This is a genomic window from Mucilaginibacter sediminis, from assembly GCF_051903035.1.
Lineage (GTDB): Bacteria > Bacteroidota > Bacteroidia > Sphingobacteriales > Sphingobacteriaceae > Mucilaginibacter.
Genome location: NZ_CP170602.1, coordinates 332,926 through 355,240 on the forward strand (window position 1 = coordinate 332,926; position 22,315 = coordinate 355,240).

The 22,315-nt window shown below is 44.7% G+C and carries 11 protein-coding genes; 2 read left to right on the plus strand and 9 right to left on the minus strand.

Going from position 1 to position 22,315, the window contains the following annotated elements; translation table 11 throughout:
• Positions 1-25: 25 nt before the first annotated feature.
• A complete protein-coding gene (locus tag ACFGVS_RS01220) occupies positions 26-2,479 on the plus strand; it encodes a glycoside hydrolase family 2 TIM barrel-domain containing protein (protein WP_439697129.1) in 2,454 nt (817 codons plus the stop codon).
• 223 nt (positions 2,480-2,702) lie between these two features.
• Here ACFGVS_RS01220 and ACFGVS_RS01225 read toward each other — a convergent pair whose 3' ends face one another.
• The 8 genes from ACFGVS_RS01225 to ACFGVS_RS01260 all read right to left on the minus strand — a co-directional run bounded on the left by ACFGVS_RS01225 (position 2,703) and on the right by ACFGVS_RS01260 (position 19,232).
• A complete protein-coding gene (locus ACFGVS_RS01225; RefSeq protein WP_274208689.1) occupies positions 2,703-3,914 on the minus strand; it encodes a DUF4998 domain-containing protein in 1,212 nt (403 codons plus the stop codon).
• A gap of 33 nt (positions 3,915-3,947) precedes the next feature.
• Positions 3,948-5,174, minus strand: a complete 1,227-nt coding sequence (locus ACFGVS_RS01230) for a DUF4959 domain-containing protein (RefSeq protein WP_274208688.1) — start codon at positions 5,172-5,174, stop codon at positions 3,948-3,950.
• Between the two features lie 49 nt (positions 5,175-5,223).
• On the minus strand, positions 5,224-7,137 hold the full coding sequence (locus tag ACFGVS_RS01235; RefSeq protein WP_274208687.1) for a RagB/SusD family nutrient uptake outer membrane protein: 1,914 nt from the start codon (positions 7,135-7,137) through the stop codon (positions 5,224-5,226).
• Positions 7,138-7,159: 22 nt separating this feature from the next.
• The gene (locus ACFGVS_RS01240; RefSeq protein WP_274208686.1) at positions 7,160-10,405 is read right to left on the minus strand and encodes a SusC/RagA family TonB-linked outer membrane protein; all 3,246 of its coding nucleotides are present in this window, start codon (positions 10,403-10,405) and stop codon (positions 7,160-7,162) included.
• 556 nt (positions 10,406-10,961) lie between these two features.
• Positions 10,962-12,005, minus strand: a complete 1,044-nt coding sequence (locus tag ACFGVS_RS01245; protein ID WP_274208685.1) for an aldose epimerase family protein — start codon at positions 12,003-12,005, stop codon at positions 10,962-10,964.
• A gap of 215 nt (positions 12,006-12,220) precedes the next feature.
• The gene (locus tag ACFGVS_RS01250; protein ID WP_439697130.1) at positions 12,221-15,565 is read right to left on the minus strand and encodes a DUF5107 domain-containing protein; all 3,345 of its coding nucleotides are present in this window, start codon (positions 15,563-15,565) and stop codon (positions 12,221-12,223) included.
• A 15-nt stretch (positions 15,566-15,580) separates the two neighbouring features.
• Positions 15,581-16,924 carry a sugar porter family MFS transporter gene (locus tag ACFGVS_RS01255; protein ID WP_439697131.1) on the minus strand — a complete coding sequence of 448 codons (1,344 nt, stop codon included), beginning with the start codon at positions 16,922-16,924 and terminating at the stop codon, positions 15,581-15,583.
• Between the two features lie 58 nt (positions 16,925-16,982).
• Entirely contained in the window at positions 16,983-19,232 is a 2,250-nt protein-coding gene (locus tag ACFGVS_RS01260) for a hypothetical protein (RefSeq protein ID WP_439697132.1), read from the minus strand.
• Between the two features lie 380 nt (positions 19,233-19,612).
• Here ACFGVS_RS01260 and ACFGVS_RS01265 point away from each other — a divergent pair, with 380 nt between their 5' ends.
• Entirely contained in the window at positions 19,613-20,521 is a 909-nt protein-coding gene (locus ACFGVS_RS01265; RefSeq protein WP_439697133.1) for an AraC family transcriptional regulator, read from the plus strand.
• Positions 20,522-21,051: 530 nt separating this feature from the next.
• Here ACFGVS_RS01265 and gmd read toward each other — a convergent pair.
• Positions 21,052-22,167, minus strand: coding sequence for a GDP-mannose 4,6-dehydratase (gene gmd, locus ACFGVS_RS01270; protein ID WP_439697134.1), 1,116 nt, complete (start codon positions 22,165-22,167; stop codon positions 21,052-21,054).
• Between the last annotated feature and the right edge of the window lie 148 nt (positions 22,168-22,315).

Sequence of the window (22,315 nt, forward strand, 5' to 3'; positions counted from 1 at the left end):
TTCTTCAAAGAAATTAAAAATCACTATGAAGTTGCATAAAACTTACCGTATTACCTATCACGTTAAAGCAATGGTTACAGCCATGCTGTTTTTGGCTGTTAGCATTGCGTGCCAGGCTCAAAATTTGGTTAAAATTGAACGAAAACAGCTATTTGATTATAACTGGAAATTTTTTCAGGGAGATACCGCATCGGCAAAATCAAGAGATTTCAACGATAGGAGTTGGCGAAGCCTCGATTTGCCGCACGATTGGAGTATTGAAGGCAAAATAAGTCCTAAAAACCCCATGGGAGGCGCCGGCGGATATTTCCCGGCAGGTATTGGCTGGTACAGGAAAACCTTCAAAGTTCCTGGTGAATGGAAAGGCAAAAAAGTCTCCATTTATTTTGAAGGGGTTTACATGAATTCTGAAGTATTTATCAATGGAAAATCACTTGGAATTTACCCTTATGGCTATTCGTCCTTTAGTTATGACCTTTCGCCTTATTTAGATTTTAATAATGAAAATGTAATAACCGTGCGGGTAGACAATTCGCAACAAGTGAACAGCAGGTGGTACAGTGGTTCTGGCATTTATCGCCATGTTTGGATGAATATTACCGACGCTGTGCATATAGCCAATTGGGGAGTCGCGATTACAACCCCTGACGTGTCTTCCAAAAAAGCAACTGTTCAAATAAAAACATTGGTAAAAAACGAAAGTGATTTGCCTCAAAATATTATTCTAAGCACCTGGTTAAAGGATGCAAATGCTAAAAATGCGGGAAATGGGCAAATAAAAATCGAACTGGCTGCCAATAGTGAGAAAGAGGTTGCCCAATCTATCATTGTAGCAACTCCGCAGCTATGGACACCGGAAACACCCCGTTTATACGATGCTCAAATAAGTATCATCCTAAATAAAAATGTAGTTGACAAAACCGAAACGAGTTTTGGCATACGTTCGATAAAATTTACGCCCGAAAACGGTTTCCAGCTTAATGGCAAAACATTCAAACTCAATGGTGGGTGTGTGCACCATGATAATGGTTGCCTGGGCGCCGCCGCTTTTGACCGGGCGGAAGAACGAAAGATTGAGTTACTCAAAGCAGCAGGCTTTAACGCGGTAAGAACTTCTCATAATCCACCTTCCGAAGCTTTTTTAAATGCTTGCGACAAGTTAGGCCTATTGGTTGTTGATGAATCGTTTGATTGTTGGAGAATGGGCAAAAACAAACAGGACTATGCGCAATATTTCGCCCAATGGTGGAAACGCGACCTGGATGCTATGGTTTTGCGCGATAGTAATCACCCGTCAATTGTTATGTGGAGCATCGGTAACGAAATAGTGGAGAGGGGCAGCCCCGGATCTGTAGAGACCGCCAAAATGCTGGCCTCCGCCATAAAAAAAATAGATCCTGTTCGCCCGGTTACATCGGCCATAGTAGAAAATGGTAAGGAGTGGGCAACGCTTGATTCCCTTATGGCAGCCCATGATATCGCCGGTTATAATTATCATTTGTGGAACGCTCCTGCCGATCATAAACGGGTGCCTTCACGAATGATCGTTCAAACTGAGTCATACCCCAAGGATGCTTTTGCCAATTGGAAGCTGGTAAAAAACAACAATTATGTTCTTGGAGATTTTGTTTGGACAGCTATGGATTATCTCGGAGAATCGGGGATAGGCCGTTGGTATTATTCGGGCGACGTGCCTGGCGAACATTGGGAGCATGATTTTTTTCCCTGGCATGGTGCCTATTGTGGCGATATTGATTTGATTGGATGGAGAAAACCGATTTCGCATTACCGTAACCTGTTATACAATAATACCGAAAAACTCTACGTGGCTGTTCGTGAACCTGAGCCGGATCCTTTGGAAATTAAAACAACGTGGTGGTCAGTATGGCCCACCTGGGAAAGCTGGACCTGGCCCGAGCATTTGGGAAAAGCCATTAAGGTAGAAGTTTATTCAAAGTATCCCAGCGTTCGGCTGTATCTCAACGATAAACTCATTGGCGAAAAGTCAACGACTGATGAACAGGAACATAAAGCGGAATTTACCGTGCCTTATTCACCTGGCCGGCTTAAAGCAATTGGTGTGGATAACGATAAGGAAATTGAATCAACCGTTTTGCAAACCTCCGGCGATGCTGCAAAAATCAAATTAACCGCAGATCGGAAAGAGATATTGGCTAATGGACAGGACTTGTCATATGTTACTATAGAGATAACTGATAAAGACGGGATACTTCAGCCAGATGCAGTGAATCGCCTGCAACTAAAAATTGACGGCCCTGGAATAATTGCCGGAGTAGCCAATGCGGATATGAAAGATACGGACTTTTACGTCGGAAATATGCATAAAGCCTGGCACGGACGTGCTTTGGTTATAATTAAAAGTACTCACGGTGCGGGTGATATTAAATTGACAGTTGGCTCAACTGGTTTATCTGAAGCTAGTTTGAACATCAAAGCATTTTACAGGAAAAGCAACTAAAACAACGCGTGGTGGATAAAGACCTTTTGCATTCGGCCATTTGATAAACCTAAATATGGAAAAATTATTGTGCGAAGACCCACCCGACGCAGATCGGATTTAGATGTTAAATTTCCGTACGGGGTTACGCATGGGATGCGTATCTGCAAAACAGCTTTAGCCCCAACAGAAAAGCCGGCAACCATTACAGTTACCGGCTACATTTAACCAATTTATAAATCTATTATTTATCTGTTTTGTACATCGTCAGTTCGCACAGGTGGAAGTAGTTGCCGCCGCCCCATGTTTCCAGTACTTTAAACCGGATGTAGCGGTATGGCGCTAAATTGGCCGGGAAGGTAAATGGCTCGCCGGCGCGTTCAAACGCCAGATCAGCATCAGTGTTTTGGCCAACCGGCAGGCCCGATGGCTTAACCGAGGTAAAGCTGGCAAGCATTACCCAATTGCTAAAGTCGCCGTTTGAGCTTGGGTTGTTGCTGCCGTAAATTTCGAAGCGCTTTGGATTGCCGTAATTATACAGGCCCGATTCGCGCTGCCAGATTTTCATTTTGGCCAGCGATGCCGATTGCCCCATATCAAAGGTGAACCAGATAGGGAAATTTTGGCCGGGGGTATGAAAACCAGGCTCGCCGGTGCTTTTATCCCACAGGTAATAAGTTTCCCAGCCGTAGGCCGATGGCACATCTGTTGGCAGGTTATAGGCCTTGAACAATGATTTATCGCACTCCACAATGTTGTAAATGGTTGGGAAGCTATCTGCTGTTTTTACCGGAAACGCGTCTACCGCGTCGGGCGTTGGTTTATATGCCGACTGGTAACTTATAGCACTGCCCAGCTTATAATCGGTTAAAGTTACCGAGTTATCATTAGGCCCGAATGATTTTTGAGCAGCAACGCCAAACTTATTGGTATACATCATGGTGGTTGATACGTTACCTGTATCGGCCTTGTTAAAGTTTAACGTTACGGTGCCGTCGTCATTTAACGAATATGGGTTTGACGTGTTATAGCCCCGGTTAAACAGCGCTGAGATGTACGATGGGCCGTATACCCGAACGTTGTTTAAATCCTGCCCTACCGATTTATTGCCATCGTTGTCATGTGCCACAATAGTGAAAGTATATACATACTCCTTCAAATTGGGGATTGATACGGTAATTGAATCGGCCGGACTGTGCGAGGTAGCATTAACAACTACCGAATCGCTACCATTATTCCAGCTTACCACATAATTTTTGATACTTGGATCGGGGCTGGGGTGCCAAACCAGTACGGCCCGCAAATTGCCGGTATGGTAGGTAACCCCGCTGGCCAAGCCAGGATAAGTTACCTCGTGATGATCTAAAAAAGATTTATAGTCTGTATCGTACTTTTTGCAGCCGGCCAGCGACAGGTACAGCAAAAAGAAAACAGCAACCTTGAAATTAATTTTCATTTTCTTAATTTTTAATGTTAACAACACGTTGTATTACAAAGGATTGCCATATAACGATACCTCAATTGCGTTTACATAGTTTAAGCCACCAAATGTGCGCGATACATCCAGCCTGATATATTTGGTAGCCGGCGCAGCAAACGGGATGGCAAAGTTTACACCCGCGGCAACAAAGGCCAGATCTGACGCGTTGGCCTGGTTATTTGGCAAACCCGACGGCGGCGGCGGAAACACGAAGTTGCCCAGGTTAACCCAATCGCCGGATATGGTGCCCGGTGCCGAATTTTTTGGCAGAACGGAATCATGCGGGTTATCAACCGTGGTGCCCCATAGGGTGAAGTTCTGGATGTTTTGGTACGAGTAGATACTGTTAAGCCTTTCCCACAGCACAAAGCGGCTCAGCTTGGCGGTTACACCCAAACCGAATGTACACTGGTTGGTTGGCGCGCCTAAAGTATGCCAGCCCGGCTCATTGGTGCTGCCATCAAACAGGTACTTTAACTCCCAGCCGTAACCAATAGGGCTATCGCTGGCCAGGTGGTATACATAAAACTTGCTTTTATCCAGCAGGGTTTCATACAGTGGTGTTAATGTTTTAAACAAGGTATCTGAGTGGTTGCCAAACCTGTCGGTTGTGTAAACGCCAAACTTGGTGGCTACTGCACTAAAACCACGTACCGAAAAGTTAACGGTATCGGTACTGATATAGTTGGGGTCCTGCTCATCGTACTTGTTGGTTTTGGTGTTAAACGTGAGTACGTGCATGGCAATCGGCGCTTTATTGGGGTTGAGGCCAAAAAAGTTTGCGCCGCCAAAATCGGCAGTAATGTTTAGTGCCGCGTTAACCAGCTGGTAGTTTGGCGTAAGCGGGTTTACCTTTACGGTAACCGGATCGGACATGATATTGGCACGGCTTACGGCATATAGCGTAACCGTGTACTCCTGGGCGCGGGCAAAGCCATCAACCGTAATGGTATCGGTATAATAGCTTGCCTTGGTTTCGCGCACGGTTTTATCGTTGATGGCATATTTGGCCAAAACGTACAGCAGGTTTTTTGAACCGGGTAAGGTATAGGTTAACCTGGCGCTGCCGTTTAAATTGGTTACGTTAACGTTGGTTACAGGCCCCGGTTTGGTAGGATCGTTGGATACCACCTCAATGTTCGACTCGGCTTTTTTACAGGATGCAAAAAGCATCATGAGCAAAACGGGCGCTAACAGCAAACCTGAAAGGTATCTGCGGTTATTGATCTTTTTCATAATTTATATTTTAATATTAATCATTTGAAATTTTTACAGCACCGGTAAACTACCAGTATGGGTTTTGGTTAAGGTTGTTATCCACCACAATATCGCTTGTCTGGATAGGCCATAAATAATCCTTAATGCCAAACACGGGTATAATAACCGTTTGCGGGCGATAGTAATTCGCGGCATCGCCTTCGTTAACATTCCAGCCTTGTATAGGCCTGCTCAGCACATCCTGTAATTCTTTCCAGCGGCGCAAATCCCAACCGGCCTGGCCTTCAAAGCACAGCTCAATCCTTCTTTCGCGGTGAATGATCTCGCGCAGGCCATCTTTGGTATTTGGCTTATCGGGTGTTTTTGAATAGCTGCCCCATGACGCCTGTACGCCGCCCAAGCCTGCCCTTGCCCTTACTTTATCTATGTAAGTAAAAACTTCGGCAACAGGGCCCTGCGATTCATTGAGCGCTTCGGCATACAGCAGGTAAAGGCCCGCCAGGCGCATCCGCGGCATATGAAAATCAACCGCGGTAAAAACCTCATCATAAACCGACAGATAGTTGGCCAATTTTTTTGGCCACATACCGGTAATATTGGTGGCGCTTAAACTTTTAGGCCCCGCTAATGCGTAAGGGCCACGGGCCTGCACATAATAAGCGCTGCTTTCGTCAAGCTTGCCGTTGCCAAACCAGATGCCACCGTCGAAACCAATATTGGCATAAAACCTCAACTCGCGGTTAAAGTGTCCTTTTGCCGTTTGATAGCCCGATTTGATGTACGATCCATTGGCATCATCGCCGGTTTGCGGGGTGTAGCGATTGGCATAATCAAAGGTTTTATCCTCGTTAATGGGCACGCCATTGCTGGTATAATACAGCTCGGCAGTTGCAATGGGCACCGCGAATGTTGATGGATAGGTTGAAGCCAGGCTTTCGGATTTATCCGTCATCCTTGGGATAGTAAAGCCCTGGTATCCAAAACCGTAATTTAGGGCCCAGATCAGTTCGGGGTTTTGCTCCCATTTATCGGTGATCATGGCCTGCAGGGTTAATACCTTTTTCAGCTTATCTGATACATTGCCCACACTTACCGTTGGCGGCGTGTTGTACAGGTGCAGGCCCTGCGCCTCGCACTCGGTTATAGCGGCTTTACAGGCATCGGCAGCCAGTTTCCATTTATTGGCATCGGCGCTTGACGAAAAAAGCAGCTTGCCTGTATTATCCTTAAAATTGACATAGTCGGGGTTGCCGTTAAACAGCGGACTTGCAGCCGTGGTTAAAACCTCGGCCTTTACACTCATGGCAATAAATTTGGTAATGCGGCCAAACTCGGTAGCCTGGCTTTCAATAACAGGCGGCAAATCGGGTATGGCATCATCCAATAACGATACCACGTAGGCGAATGATTCATCAACCGACGAGCGGCTGCGTTTTACATCGGCTGTGCTGGCGTTAACCGGGTTATTGGTTTTTATTAAAATGATGGGGCCGTACAACCTTATCATGTAATAATGATAGTAGGCCTTTAAAAATTTAACCTCGGCAATCCATCGTTTTTTTTCTGATGCGCTTAAATCAATAGGCTTATCAATGTTTTCGAGCATGATGTTGCACCTCCTGATGGCCTGGAACAAATTACTGCCCCCGTTGGTGCCGTCCCAGTAGTTGATACTTGGGTTTGCGGTGGTTTGCAGCCCCCTGATGATGTTAAAACCCACCTCGTTAAAGTAGTGGTCGTTAAGGGTGTTGGGGTACACAATTTCTGACGATGTTGCGAAGCCCGGATCATTTACCACGTTGTTCATCTGCGTCATGGTAGCGTAGCACGAAAACAGGTAGTTTTCGGCCTCGTTACGGTTCCTGAAGGCATATTCAAGCGTGCCCACATTATCGGGGGTAACATCCAGGTATTTTTTACATGAAAGGCTCATGGAACACAGCACAATCACACAAATCAATTTATAATATGACGATTTCATATCTTCTGCTTTTTTCTGTTAATTATAAATTCACGTTTAAGCCTATGTTGTATACTTTTTGTATCGGGTACGCAAAGCCGTTACCACCCTGCTCAGGATCCCATAGTTTGAAGGGGCTCCAGGTAAGCAAATTCAGGCCGTTAAAGTAAATTCTTAAGTTAGATACCCTTAATGATTTGGCTATGCGTGCAGGCAGTGTATAACCAACTTCTAATGATTTAAGGCGCATAAAGCTGCCATCGCGCAGCCACCAGGTGCTTGGCTGCAGGTTGTTTGATATCACGTTTGAGTTAACACCCAGGCGCGGATAGGCTGCATACAAATCCTGGTGCTCTTCGCTCCAGTGGCTGTTGGCAAACTCGCTTAATACCTGTGTATTGCCGTAAACATAAGGATCAGGACTCTGGATAAAAGGGCTTACCCTGGTTGGGTCGACAAAGAACGATACCCTTGCCTGTCCCTGGAAAAATGCCGAAAGGTCAAAGCCTTTATAGCCGGTTGAAAAACCGAAGCCATACACAATTTCGGGTGTTTGCGGATAACCAAGATACGCCTGGTCAAGCACATCAATTTTACCGTCGCCATTTAAATCGCGGTATTTAATATCGCCGCCCTGCGGTTTAATACCGCTGCCGTTAAAGATCTGGGTTGGCGAGTTTGCCGCTTCCTGGTCGTCAACAAACAAACGTTCGGCAACGTAGCCGTAGCCGCGGCTGATGGGCTGGCCAATAGCGTGGCGCCATGGTTCTTTATAGTCGGGCTCCTCAATGTAGCTGTATTTGTTATTGGAGTAGGTAAAGTTACCACGGATTGATGCCCAGGCGCTGTTGCCAAAGTTTTGTTTATAATCCATAGATAAATCGATACCCTTTGAATCAACCACGCCAAGGTTGGCGCTGATTGGTGCCTCCAGACCTTCGCTTACAGGGATGCTGGTACGTTGTTGCAAAATATCGTAGCGGTGGTTTTTATAAAACTCGGCCACGATGTTGAAATTTTTCAAAAGTGTCATTTCAACGGCAACGTTGGTTTGCCTCGAGGTTTCCCAGGTTACATCGGTATTCTCGTAGTTTTGGATGGTTACCCCTTTACGCTCGTACTGGTTATTGATGCCAAACTGCGCGTAATTATAACCCTGATTAAACTGCACTACCGATTGGTAGAAGAAACGCTGCGAACCAATGGCATCGTTACCCACCAGGCCATGGCTGGCGCGGATTTTTAAACGATCGACGATACCCGGTGTCCACCAGTCTTCGTTAGATACTACCCATGATGCACCAATGGTTGGGAAGAAACCATAACGGTGATTGGCCGAAAAGCGTTCTGAGCCGTTATAGCCAAAGTTAAACTCGGCAAAATACCTGCTTTTAAAAGAGTAGGTTACCCTGCCTGCCAAACCAAGGTTACGATACGGCAAGGCCGATAACAAATCGCCGGCATTGGCGTACAGCGTTTGCTGTTGTGTACCAATTAAGGTTGTATTTATGGTATGGCTGCCGAATGATTTGGCATACTCCAACGCTCCCTGTAAATAAATAAAGGTATTTACCTGTGTGCCGCCGGGCGAATAGCTCAGGTATTCCTGCGCTACGTTGTAGCCGGTTGGCTGCGGGTTAAGCCAGGTAAGGGTGTACTTGTTGGTTTCTTTATCGTAGGTATTAACGTTATAGTAAAATGGCGAATAGGCCGATTGTGAGGTAAAATAAGAGTACCTGTTGGTATTAAATAGCCCCCTGAACTTTAAACCATCGGTAATAAACTTAAGGTTTTGGTTTAACTCCAGCTGGGCCGACATCCTTGACTCTGACGAGTTTTTATGCCCCCTTAACAAAGCCGCGTAAGGGTTATTATAGGAGATACTGTTGCTTGTAGAGCCACCTGTTAACCCGGTATTCCCAAACAAGATGTGCTGCGCGTTTAGGTTTGCCGAATCGGCCGGGAAATAAGCCGGGAATAATACGGGGCTGGTATGGATGGCCACGTTATATAAATCGGATGCGAAAGAACCATCGGTAGTAATGGGGCCGTTATATTCGCTAAACGTACCGGATAGCCTTACCACCACCTCGGTGGTTTTAGTCATGTTTACGTTGATGTTTGAACGTAACTGGTAGTTTTTAAACTTAACGTTATTGTTGTTATTGTTGCGGATATCGTTCTTTAATACTCCGTTATCCACATTATATGCTCCTGCTATATAGTAGCGGGCAATATTACCGCCGCCGCTTACGCTAAGGTTATTACGCTCGGTAGTGGCACGTTTTTTAAACAACAGGTTAAGCCAATCCACAGCGGGGTATACATATTGGTTGCTGCCGGGCGTGCCGTTTATGGTATTCTGCGTGTTCCTGATCTTGCTTTCGGGGAAAGGCAGCGGCAATTTAGGGTCGCGGGTTAACGTGGCCTCGTTGTACAGGTTCATGTACTGGATCGGGTCCACAAGGTCCAACGTCTTTGTTGATTGCGAGGATGAGTACTCCGACCGGAAATTGATTTTAGGCGCGCCTTCTTTACCTTCTTTGGTGCTTACCAAAATAACACCGTTTGCACCGCGTGCACCATACAGGGCCGTAGCGCTGGCATCTTTCAGGATAGAGAAGCTGGCAATATCATCCACATTTAAGCGTGCCAGGTCATTGGTGGATAGCTCCACGTTATCAATCAAAATAAGCGGGTCGCGCTTGTAACCGAAGGTAGTTACCCCCCTGATGAAGAAGGAGGCGTTATCCTGCCCCGGCTGGCCACTGCGCTGGTAGGCAATAATACCGGCTGCCTGCCCTGCCAAAGCATTGGTTAAGTTACTTGCCGGTATTTTAAGTTCGCCGGGCTTTATGCTGGTTACCGAACCTACCAGCGCTTCCTTGCGTTCCTTTTTACCAAAGGCTGTTACCACAACTTCTTCGGCAATCAGCTTGTTTTCTTTCAGGATAATGTTGAATATCTTTTTATCGGCAGTAACAATTACGTGCTGCTCGGTAAAACCCACAAAGCTTATACGTAATGATGTACCTACAGGCACATCCAGTACAAAGCGGCCGTTCTCATCCGTCGACGTCGAGATATTTTTAACGTTTTCGGCCAATATGGTAGCACCTTGTATTTTTACGCCAAGGGTATCGGTTACCTTACCTGTAACGGTAACCCTGGTTTGCGAATAGGCACTGCCAAAAAACAGGGTAAGCACAAAAAGGATAGTGCAACGCCCCAGCATAAGGTGCCTGTTATTTTTTGAAAGTAGTTTACTAAAAATGTAAAGTGGCTTCATAAAATTTGGTTCATAATTTGTTATTCATTAATTGGTTTGCGATCAAATATTTGTTTTCAAATGCAGGATCAGTTATTGGCGAAAAAAAAGCAATATCTTTTTAAGGAGCGGGCCTGGGTGTTAATTCGGAAATATGAAAATGGTGTACGCCCACTTTTGGGGACACTTGTCAAATTTCATAAATCACATCAGGCGGATACTTCCCTGGCTTTTTATAATTGGTAGTTCTGCTTTTCTCCCCTGGGGTCAAGAGTCAAAATCTTCACATACTTTATGGGTTTAGTTAATAATTGGTTCTGTAAATGTAGGCGGGGAGCACTCACCAAAAAATGGATTTACTTTCAAATAGGATGGACAATTTTATGATTTTTGGCCATCAAAATGGGTTAGTCCATTAATTGCCTGACCCATGAAAAAACAGCACTTTGGGGAGTGCGAAAAAGTTGATACTTTTTTTGTGTGTTTTGAAAAAAAGTATAGCATTAGTATCTCATTTGTATAAAAAAGTATTGTTTTTTTATACAAAAAGAGCTGTTGATAAAAAAGCAGGGAAAACTTAAGCTACCACACCAAATTTGTACACAATAACCTGGCAAAAGGCTTCGCCAGGGTTTAATATGGCCGATGGAAAATGAGCATGATTGGGGCTATCGGGATAATGCTGGCACTCCAGGCACAAGCCGTCAAAAGGCCGGTATGGCCTTGAATAATTTCCGGGAATTTTGCTTCGGAGATAATCGCCGGTATATACTACTACTGATGGGTAGGAAGTAGCTACTTCAACCTGGCGCCCCGAGGCGTTATCTATAAGCAGCGCGGCAGGTTTCAGGGTATGCCGGGCATCGTTTTGCAGTACAAAGCAATGGTTATAACCGTTGATGGTATCGCCGCCGGCAATCATTTTCTCCCTTAAAACCTCCCCGTTTAAAACCCTTTTACCGGCTGGTTTAACCAGGCCGGTTGGTACGTAGGTGGCATCTACATCCAGCATGTTTTCGGCATAAACCTTAAGGGTATGGTCAAAAATAGTACACTCCCCAGCAGATAGATTGAAGTATGCGTGATTGGTAAAACTGGCCACCGTTTGCTTGTCGGCTGTGGCCTGGTATTTGATTTTCAGTTCATTATCATCAGTCCACTCATAAGTTACTACCAATTTAAGGTCTCCGGGGTAGCCGCCATCACCATCCTTACTCAGCAGGCTAAATGATACGCCGCTTTCGGTTATTTGATAATCAAACACCCGGGTATTAAAGCCGGTATTACCACCATGGTTGGAATTGTTACCATCATTAGCGTCCAGGTGATAAACTGTTCCGTCTAAAGTAAATTCTGCCCCTCCAATCCTGTTGGCAAAACGACCTATGGTGGCGCCTAAATAGCATTCGTCGGCAATATAAGCAGGCAATGAATGGTAGCCCAATATCACGTTTTCCAGGTTGCCCGCCTTATCCGGCACTACTGCCGATACCAGCGTTGCACCATAATTGGTAAGCTCCACATATGCCCCTGAACTGTTTTCGAGCCTGAAAAAGTAAACCTTACACCCAGCATGTTCGCCCCATTCCTGTTGCGATATCCTGTTTTGGCTTTGGATCATGATTTGGTTGGTATTATGGCTCAAGGTAAATTATATTATTGTAATTATAACACATATTTAAGCAAGCTAAAACTATTTAGCGTACTTAAATGATGCATAAGGGCAACACCGGTATGCGTTGCATTGTTTATTTAGCCAGAAGTCTTAAGCCCTAAGTCCCAAATACTACCTGGCATTTTTGACTTAAAACTTAAGACTGCGGACTTAAGACTAAATTAATAGTTTGTCACGTTCAATTGCTGTTTGGTCATCTCTAAATGAGCCTTTGCACCGGCATGGGCACTGTCGAGTTGCAGCACTTTGGTAAACAGGGCCAGCGCTGCATCAAAGTCGTGCAAACCCAGCATTCCTAATCCCTGTAAAAAGTACGTGTGAATGGTGTTGCGCAGGTTTAAATCGTCATCAAAAATGAGCAGGTTGGGTAGAGATACGGCAAAGTAATCTATCTTCACAACATCATTCTCATGGGCTTTGCCATAGGCTATCAGCTTATCAAAAATCTGTTTGGCATGTTGCTGGTCGCCCAGTTTTTTCCAGCTTAGGCCCTGGTAAAAAATCTTATCGGGCTGCTGATCGTTATAAAATATGGCCGCCGACGGTTCATCCAAACCGATGGTCGACTGGGTAAAATAGTGTTTGGCGGCGTCAGCCTGGTTTAAACCTTCATAAGCACGGCCCAGCCAATAATCAATATCGTTTTCCTGTGTACCGTAAAGCTTGCCCTCACCTAAATTATGTGGGTAGCTTTTGGCCATGTTTAAATTGGCAACGGCTTTGTTAAAGTCGCCTTCGTCAATATACTGTTTAGCCAACTGCACCAGGCTAAACACGTATTGGCCCGATGCCTTGCCTTCGCCGCCCTCCCATGGGTGAAATTGCCGTTTCATCAATAAACCAAGTGCCTTATCGTACTCGCCCGACAAGTTGTAAAGCGTTACCCGTTCTAAATAAACGTCGTCGCGTTGTTCGGCAACTTCAAGGTTATCTTCCAGCAACTTCAACCGTTTATCAACAGGATAGTTCAGCCTTTTATAAAGCTGATCCAGCTCCATTAATACGCGGGCATCTGTTTTATCCAGTTCAAAAGCCTTTTCAAAATAGTTTAAGGCTTTTTCGGCATTGTTTTGCTTGTTAAAATAGGCAATAGCCAAATTCCTGAACACCGTAGGAAATGTTTCGTCCAGCTTTGCTGCTTTTTCCCAGCTGCTTACGGCATCATCATACTGGCGTTTATCATAAAACAGGTTGCCTAAATAGTAAGGCGCTTTAGCATCAGCCGGGTTAAGCTCCATGGTGAGCTGAAGGATATTCACCTCATCCAAACGGTTAGGAAAGCACAGGTAAGGGTCGGCTACGGCGGCTTTTTTAAACCATTTCTGGGCTTCGTCCTGTGCGCCGTTTTTATGGCAAAAATAGCCCAGGCTGTAATAAACCATCGGGTTGTTGCCATTATCCTTCAACGCCAGTTGCAATAGCTCACCAGCCTCGGTATATAAACCGGCCGCAGCGTAATCAAGGGCGTATTCAATATAGTTTTGATCATCGTTTCTTGACAGGGCTATCAGCTCATCCAGGCATTTGGCAACCATCTCGGCATTGCCTTCCAGCTTATAAAGCTCATTTTTTTCGAAAATAACCCCAAGGTTAAAGCCATCCCTTTCAAGCGCCACACTGGCCACATTTTGTGCTTTATCCAGCTGTTTCAGGTTGCGCAGGGCAGCCATTTTTATCACATAGGCCTTGCTGTTATTGGCGTTTCTATCCAGCGACTGGTTGATATGATCCAAAGCCAATGCAAAGTGACCGCGGGCGATATCTGTTTTGGCCACCTCAAAAAAGCCGGTATCTTTCCAGGCATTGCTCCAGGTTGATTTGTAAAAAAACGTATAAGCTTCATCGGCCCTGCCTAAATATTTTAAGCATAAGCCCAGGTTGTAATAAGGCTCGCTATCATATGGGTTAGGGTTGCGTTGAATGCTGGTTTCCACAGCCTGCCTTAAAAAGGGCTCGGCTTTGGCAAACTGCCCTTTGCGGATATACCATTTACCCAAAGCGTTGTTGTTGCGGATATCGGTTGGTTCGCGGCGAAGGGCTTCTTCATAGTAAGGTACGGGGCTATAGGTTGCATGACGGTATTGCTCCAGGTGCTGCGCGGTTAAAAACAATTGCTCCATGCTTTCCACATTGGCAGGTTCCAAAGCGGGTTTGGCCGGGATAGGCATTTCGTTCTTTTTGTTTTTGGCCGGCTCGTACCGTAGTACTTCCTGGTTACTGCTATTGGTGATGATAAGCAGCAGCGCATTCTCGTCCAAACCTGCAGCTACCGTCAATTCCTGTACAAAAACAACTTCAGGCACAATTGTACCGGTGTGTGCAAACAGCTCTTCGCCGTTATAGCTAAGGTTGATATGCAGGTTTGTTTGGGTCGATGTTACCTGCACTTTGATGGTTACCTTATCCCCATTTTTGCTTAAAGCTAACAGGATATCCTTCGATGCATTTTTTACCATGCCAAGTTCCCGGTAGGGCAAAAAATACTGGGTGAACGTTTTTTCTTCGTAGGGCATCAGCCAGCTAAAATCGGGCTGATTATCGGTAAATACGCCCGTCATCAGCTCGATATATGGGCCGTCTTCGTCGGTGAGGTTCCTGTCCCAGGCCTGGCCAAAATCGCTGTGGCCCCAGGTCCATTGTTTTTTACCGGGCGATACATGGTGGTTGGCTACGTGCAGTAAACCGGCTTCGGTATCGTGCTCGTACCCACCCACAAAATCATAATCAGAGTTAATGGCCATGTACGATGTGGGTACCGGGATGTTTTTATACATCGAGATATCGGTACCGGGCGAATAATCAACCTTGTAGTAAGTACCTGTAGCTATCGGAAAATCGGATACATCGCGCTTACCGTGGTCAAAAACAGCGTTCACATCCGGCGGAAATACCGATTGGTAATAATCATTCACCTTAACTGCCGGGTTTGCCCACCATAAAAAGGTTTGCGGCAGGGCCGATCGGTTAAAAAGTTTCGCTTTTATTTCGATATATGCCGTATCGGGATGCAGGGTAAAACCCGCCATGCCTTTGGTATGGAACATGCGCTCCACCTCGTTTACCCAAACGGTTTTGCTGCCATCGGCATGCTCTTCCAGCTTGTAATCAACAGGATCAAAGGTGCTTGGCCTGTGGTGCTGCGGCCAGTTAAATTCGATACCGCCCGAAATCCAGGGACCGGTTAAACCAACCAATGCAGGCTTAATTACCTGGTTATGGTAAATAAAATGGCGTTGCTTCACCTTATCAAAAGCTGTTTGAATGCGGCCGCCTAACTGAGGCAGTATCATCACTCTGAGGTATTTATTCTCCAGGAACAGGCCTGTGTATTCCTTATCTTCTTTTTCATCGGCAATTTTCTCAATCACCGGGTTTGGATAAACCACCCCGCTGCTGCCCTGGTAAACCCGTTTCTCAAAAAACATAGGGTTTTTATCGGGCTTGCCAACACTATAAGTGGGGATAATTACTTGCTCTTCCCAAACGGAAACAGTTGAACTTTGCATACTGTGTATTATATTTTAATGTCTTATTAAATTGTCTTCTAACTCTTCTAAAGTTTGGCCTTTGGTTTCTTTCACTTTTGCTTTTACAAACAGGAAGCCGGCAAAACAAATGCCCGCGTATAAGTAAAATGGCCCGTAGGCGCCTAATATTTTGGCCAGGATAGGGAATGTAAATACCAGGATAAAGTAAGCCCCCCAAAGCGATACAATGGCCACCGACGATGCCACGCCACGGATTTTGTTGGGGAAGATCTCGGATATAAGCACCCAGGTAACGGGAGCGAGCGAAATAGCATAGGTACTGATAGCCAGCAACACAAATATAGATACCAGCCCCGCCGGGAAATGGTTTTGCAGCAGAAAGGCGAGTATAATGTACAATACAGATAAGCCCAGCGATCCCCAAAGCATCAGCGGACGGCGGCCCAGTTTATCAACCTGCCACATGGCTAACAAGGTAAATACCAGGTTAACTACACCTATGGCCACGGTCTCGAACAATTGCCGGTTCAGGTTAGCGCCTACTGATTCAAATATGGTAGATGTGTAGTTAAATACCACGTTGATGCCACAAAACTGCTGAAACACAGCCAGCGTAATACCCACCACCACAGCCGGGCGTACGGCTTTTTCAAACACCATGGCGTATGATTGTTTGGTTGATCCTATCAATGATTTTTCTACCGCTTTAAAGGTTGATTCGGCAAAGTCAGGTGAGCCAATTTTGTTGAGGATAACCCTGGCTTTATCAGGCTGACCGGATTTCATGAGCCATCTTGGGCTTTCGGGCAGCCAGGTAACACCTATCAAAAATATGGCAGATGGTACGGCTCCCAAACCAAACATCCAGCGCCATGAATCGGCACCATGATTGGCCAAAAAGTAGTTGACCAGGTTGGTCACCAATATGCCAATCACTACCGTAAGCTGGTTAATGGCCACATTACGGCCACGCACTTCGGCCGGCGAAACTTCAGCAATATACATGGGGCAAAGCATAGATGCCATGCCCACGCCTATGCCGGCGGCAAAGCGGAGGATTAGAAAGTAAGTTAAGGATGCAGAAAACGCTATACCTATAGATGATACCGCGAAAATTAAGGCAGCGATAATAAGCCCCGGTTTACGGCCATATTTATCGGCAATGTTACCGGCCAGCAAACAGCCAACTATGCAGCCTAACGCCAGTGAACCTGTTAAAAACCCCTCCCATACCGGCGTTAACGCAAACTGGGTGCGCAGAAAAGGCAAAGCGCCCGAAATTACCGCAAAATCGAACCCGAACAGGTACCCGCCCAGGGCCGAAATAAAGGAAATACCAATAATATAACTACTGTTAAAGCTTTTTGAACTACTCATTTTTTAGGTTGAATATGGTTAACTGGTTGTGGCATAATATTACAGTTTATTTTTATCATTAATTTAGCGCTACTATTTTTACCAGCAGGGCATCGCCCGTATTGGCGACCATGCTAAATGTTTGGGCGTCAGCTTTAAGTTCACCGATTGCCTTATCGGTCATAAAATCGCGGAATTCGTATTTTTTATGCATATCAAGGCCCAAGGCATGCCTGCTAAACGATTGTTTAAAAGCATTTTTAAGGTCGAAATTGAATAGGGCCAGCATGGTGATATCGCCCGGCAGGTAAAACGACAGTTGCTGATCAAAGCTTTCGCCATCGGCTGTTTTAAGGGGGATAAAAGCTTTAGGATCGCTAAAGAATTTGGCGATGTTTTTATTGTTCAAAAATTCCTGTGCACGGTACGCAGCTATTGGGTTCCTGAAATCAGAGCCATCGCCCAGAATACTGCCCATCACCATCATAGCATACAGGCGCACTTTTATTTCCTGCTCGTTCAGATCCGGGTTTTTCTGAAAGTTTTTCATGATGCTTACATCCAGGTTGGTATAAGGGAACAACGTGCCCTGCACCCAGCCCATATGCGATCCTGTGGCTAACGATGCCTCCGTACTGCCCCAGCTAGGGAAACCTTTCTGATCATCGCGCAGGTGCGAGTATACATCGGTAGATACAAACCTGGTGTGGGTGTATTGATGCGGGAACAGCGGCGAGATAGCCTGGGTGATAAAAACATCCTTACCCATAATAGAATCAACCAGGTGCCGCAACGTTCTCATCCCATAATTGTAAGCCTGTATCCCGGTACGGATCTTTGGATCGTAACGTTTGGTACTCTCCAAAGCACCGGCCGTCAAAAAGTCTATCTTGATAAATTTGGCGTTGATGGCTTTTGCCTTTTTCAACTGCGATACGATAGAAAGCCTGACCGCCGGATGCGTGGGATCCATGGCGTAAGCGCCCCAGTCGCCATCTTTGTACATGATGGCCTTACCGTTTTTATCCTGCAAAAGCACATCCTCAAACATTACATCGGTACCCGGCAGCTTGTGCCCTTTGGTGTCATTCTTCCAGCTCCACATGGCAAATGGCGTAAAATAAAACCCCATCTGCTGGCCGTTTTTCGCGCCATATTCTCCTATTGATTTTAAAACCTCGGTAGAATAAATGTCCTGGTCGTACGAATCGATACTTAAAACTGGTTTGGAGTAAGCGCCAAAGTTGGGCATGGAGTGGATGAAATCCGAGATCTGTTTTACAGCAGGCGGCATCATTACCTTTTCGTAACCCAGCACGCCTTCAACCCCAAAACTGTTCCAGTAAACAGGAGCCGGCCCTTCCCAGGTTTGCTTGCCATTGATGATGGAATTTACCCGTCCATAATCCTTAAAAGCCTCGTGCAGATCATCCGATCCGCAGATATAAACAGTGGCCGAGCTTACGGTTTGGCCAAGCATGGTTCCATGGTCGGCATGGTCATGCGTACCATCCAAACCGCCATAACCTGATTTAAGGGACGGATTATCGGCCGTAGCTACACCGCCAAAAACGTTTAATGAATCAACATAGCCCAATTGGGTTCCGGTTTGATAGGATAAACCTGTTTTCCAAAAATCGTGGCTCACGCTACCTATTACCAGGCCCGAATTCTTAAGCTGATCATAAACAGCTAAAAACTCGTAGCTGATGCCTTTGCTCTGGGGCTCGTTGCTTTTTGGCCAGCTTCGCTCTAAAGTTGGCGTCCAATCGTCGTTATCAAAGGGTACATCCAAAATGCGCGGCCCGGTACCGGGAATAAACAACCTGCCTTTATTGGCCGGCAGGATAGCTATGGGGCTGATATCCCGGGTTTCGATAGGTTTACCCGTGGATGTAGCGCTTACGTTAACAAGCGCATACTGCCTGCCCAGGTAAAGGGTGAAGGATTGCGTGATGCTGATGTTGTGCTTTGCATCGCTGTGCTTCACAACAAGGCTTAAGCCTTTACCTACATTATCATTAACCTGCCGGGTTGTGCAGGCATGGTTAGGAAGATCGGTAGTTGATAAACATCCTGAAGTTAAATCGCGCACGTAAGCCACCGTGTTATCCATGTGCATACCATTGGCAAACACATAGCTAATTGTGCCGGTAGTTTTATTAACCGTAATTTTTACCTGCGGGCTGCTAATAGCGGTATTATCTGCACTTTTTTGGAGTTCCTGCGCGCTCAACACAGTCACGGATAATATCAAAAAAGCTATCAGGCCGGAAGTTTTGATGAAGCTGATTTTATAATTACCTGGTGTTTTTTTAAAGTGCTGCATTGGTGTTGTTATAGTTTTTGTTATCGCGATAACCTTGTCAAATCTTTTGAATCGTGTTTGCCGGTACATCTATTCCTGTTATTATCAGGAATAAAAACTGAACCCTTAACACACTAATATTGCCGGCTTATCTCTTTTATGGAAATAATTAAGAAGCATTTGCTATTGTTGGTATCGCTAATTGGTTACTATGCAAATGTCATGGATAAAACAGGATAAAAGAATAGTTAATATTACGGAAATGATGGACTTTATTACGCTACGCCAATTTCAATTATTTTTATTTTTTACCAATGTTTTGATATTTTTTGTGAATGTTTGTATACGAAGATCAATTAGTTAATACCGAGAACTGATTACAACGGTGTCCAATCAAAAAAATGACTAAAAGTACAGCTATCAGGCGGCGGGACGGTTTTGAAGGGCAAAAGCTTATTGTGCTCCCCAAAAAGATTATCACCAACTTTTTAAGTAAGGATTTGGTTACCAAACAGATTTACATTACCGATATTGGTTATTACCCCAAAGCGCGGCACCATTACGCCGAGCGTCCCAACGGTATTAACCAGCATATCATAATTTATTGTACCGAAGGCTACGGCTGGCTCGAGATCAACAAGAAGAAGGTAGAGGTTTCGCCATCGCAATTTATTGCCATACCAGCCAACACCCCCCATAAATATGCGGCGAACATGGACAAACCATGGACGATATACTGGATTCACTTCAAAGGCGAGATAGCATCTTTTATAGTAGAACTGATCCTGAAAAACTCAGAGAATTACAAGCCATACCTATCTTTTAACGAAGACCGGATAAAACTGTTTGAAGACATTTGTTTTAACCTGGAGAAAGGCTATAGCAGCGATGCGCTGCGTTATGTAAATATGATATTCTCGCATTTCCTATCCTCGCTTATTTACGAGGATAAGTTTAACCATGTTGACGACAAACCTGCCGATAACGATATAGTTGAAAAAACCATTCAATACATGCAAGATCATGTTAATACCATGATAAGGCTTGATGACCTAAGCAGCTTTGCCAAGTTATCCACTTCGCATTTTTCGGCCATTTTCCGGGCAAAAACGGGTTACTCGCCCATCGAGTATTTTAACCAGCTAAAAGTTCAAAAAGCCTGTCAGTATATCTCGTTTACTACAATGTCTATCAAAAATATTGCCCTTACTTTGGGTGTGGAAGACCAATATTATTTCTCAAGGATGTTTACCAAACTGATGGGCACTTCTCCCAACGAGTACAGGAAGAAGGTAAAAGCGAGTAGTTGAAAATATTAAGTTAAACGCTAAATCCGTCCAGCAGATAACGGTTTTAGGCAAAAAAAAGCCTGTAAATCATGCGATTTACAGGCTTTTTTTAGGTGGGGAACAAATGCTTCAAATAAAACCAAAATATTGGTTTGTCAATCGTATAGACAACACTTTTCAAAAAGTATTGACTATACGATTGATTTACCCAATCTGCTGAAGGCGATGATTGATAAAGTAACAGCAGCAGGAATGCAAACTTATTTTACCTCATCCTGCAATATCCCATGCAGATGGAAACCCAGTTCAAAAATGGCGCTTCAAATAAAATAATGACCGAAGCTTTTTCTAATGTAACCACAGTGACCCTTGCAAATAAGGTGTCGACGAAAACTATCAGTAAAATGTTGGGGCATAAATCACTGAAGCAAACGCAACATTATGCAAGGCTATTGCATTAAAGATTAGTGAAGATATGGGGATTTAAAGAGAGACTTATTAAAACCAAATTCATCACCAATATCAAAATAGTACAATATATGAAGGATTAGTTATTCAAACTGATTTTTAATTTCGTACCCCATGTCTTTTAGTAGCTTTTGCTTTTCAAAGAGGGTAATATCGGATGTTACCATATCATTAACCAGCATTTTTAAATCGTATTTAATTTTCCATCCCAGTTTTTCAATAGCTTTAGTTGGATCGCCAATTAATAGTTCCACTTCGGTAGGGCGGAAATAAGCAGGGTCTACCGAGATTATTTCTTTACCAATTTCAATCAGATAATCCATATTGTGGCAAGCCGCTACATATCCTTTTTCGTCGACACCTTCGCCTTCAAACACTATCTCTATACCGAGTTCCTGGAAAGCCATTTTAACAAAATCTCTTACCGTTGTAGTTACTCCTGTTGCAATTACATAGTCTTCTGGTTTATCCTGCTGTAAAATAAGCCACATGGCTTCAACATAGTCCTTGGCATGTCCCCAGTCGCGCCGCGAATCGAGGTTTCCAAGAAATAGTTTATTTTGAAGTCCTAACGCAATTTTTACTGCTGCCCGTGTAATTTTGCGGGTAACAAAAGTTTCACCGCGTAAAGGGCTTTCATGGTTAAAAAGGATGCCATTACACGCAAACATGTTATATGCTTCCCTGTAATTAACAGTTATCCAGTACGCGTACAATTTGGCCACAGCATAAGGCGACCGCGGGTAAAAAGGTGTAGTTTCTGATTGTGGTACGGCTTGTACAAGTCCATATAACTCTGAAGTTGAAGCCTGGTAAATCCTGGTTTTTTTTGTGAGTTGCAAAATTCGTATAGCCTCTAAGAGCCGGAGGGTGCCAATTCCATCAGCATTGGCTGTATACTCTGGGGTATCAAAGCTTACTTTAACGTGAGACATCGCACCCAGATTATAAATTTCGTCCGGCTGAACTTGTTGTATGATGCGTATCAGGTTAGTTGAGTCAGATAAATCGCCATAATGCATAATGAAACGTCTGTCTTCATCATGCGGATCCTGGTATAAATGGTCAATACGCTCGGTGTTAAAAAGTGAGCTTCTTCGTTTTATACCATGAACTTCATAGTCCTTTGATAATAATAATTCGGCCAGGTAGGCGCCGTCCTGGCCCGTTATACCTGTTATTAATGCTTTTTTCTTCATGAAATGTAGCGTTTTATTGATTTAGATTATTGCGCGGGGCAGTTACCTTGTAATTAAACAAAGGGATTTCTTTAACTGGAAATTTCGAGGCTTTTATTTATTTGCTGACGCAATAGGTGGCAATAATGCGAAGTAAATACCAGAGCTA

What these genes read in the sequence shown, in the direction of transcription:
- ACFGVS_RS01245 (WP_274208685.1), bottom strand. Translation starts at nt 12,005, where the DNA reads ATGATCCAAAGCCAAAACAGGATATCGCAACAGGAATGGGGCGAACAT.
- ACFGVS_RS01240 (WP_274208686.1), bottom strand. Translation starts at nt 10,405, where the DNA reads ATGAAGCCACTTTACATTTTTAGTAAACTACTTTCAAAAAATAACAGG.
- ACFGVS_RS01265 (WP_439697133.1), top strand. Translation starts at nt 19,613, where the DNA reads ATGACTAAAAGTACAGCTATCAGGCGGCGGGACGGTTTTGAAGGGCAA.
- ACFGVS_RS01230 (WP_274208688.1), bottom strand. Translation starts at nt 5,174, where the DNA reads ATGAAAAAGATCAATAACCGCAGATACCTTTCAGGTTTGCTGTTAGCG.
- ACFGVS_RS01255 (WP_439697131.1), bottom strand. Translation starts at nt 16,924, where the DNA reads ATGAGTAGTTCAAAAAGCTTTAACAGTAGTTATATTATTGGTATTTCC.
- ACFGVS_RS01235 (WP_274208687.1), bottom strand. Translation starts at nt 7,137, where the DNA reads ATGAAATCGTCATATTATAAATTGATTTGTGTGATTGTGCTGTGTTCC.
- ACFGVS_RS01250 (WP_439697130.1), bottom strand. Translation starts at nt 15,565, where the DNA reads ATGCAAAGTTCAACTGTTTCCGTTTGGGAAGAGCAAGTAATTATCCCC.
- ACFGVS_RS01260 (WP_439697132.1), bottom strand. Translation starts at nt 19,232, where the DNA reads ATGCAGCACTTTAAAAAAACACCAGGTAATTATAAAATCAGCTTCATC.
- gmd (WP_439697134.1), bottom strand. Translation starts at nt 22,167, where the DNA reads ATGAAGAAAAAAGCATTAATAACAGGTATAACGGGCCAGGACGGCGCC.
- ACFGVS_RS01220 (WP_439697129.1), top strand. Translation starts at nt 26, where the DNA reads ATGAAGTTGCATAAAACTTACCGTATTACCTATCACGTTAAAGCAATG.
- ACFGVS_RS01225 (WP_274208689.1), bottom strand. Translation starts at nt 3,914, where the DNA reads ATGAAAATTAATTTCAAGGTTGCTGTTTTCTTTTTGCTGTACCTGTCG.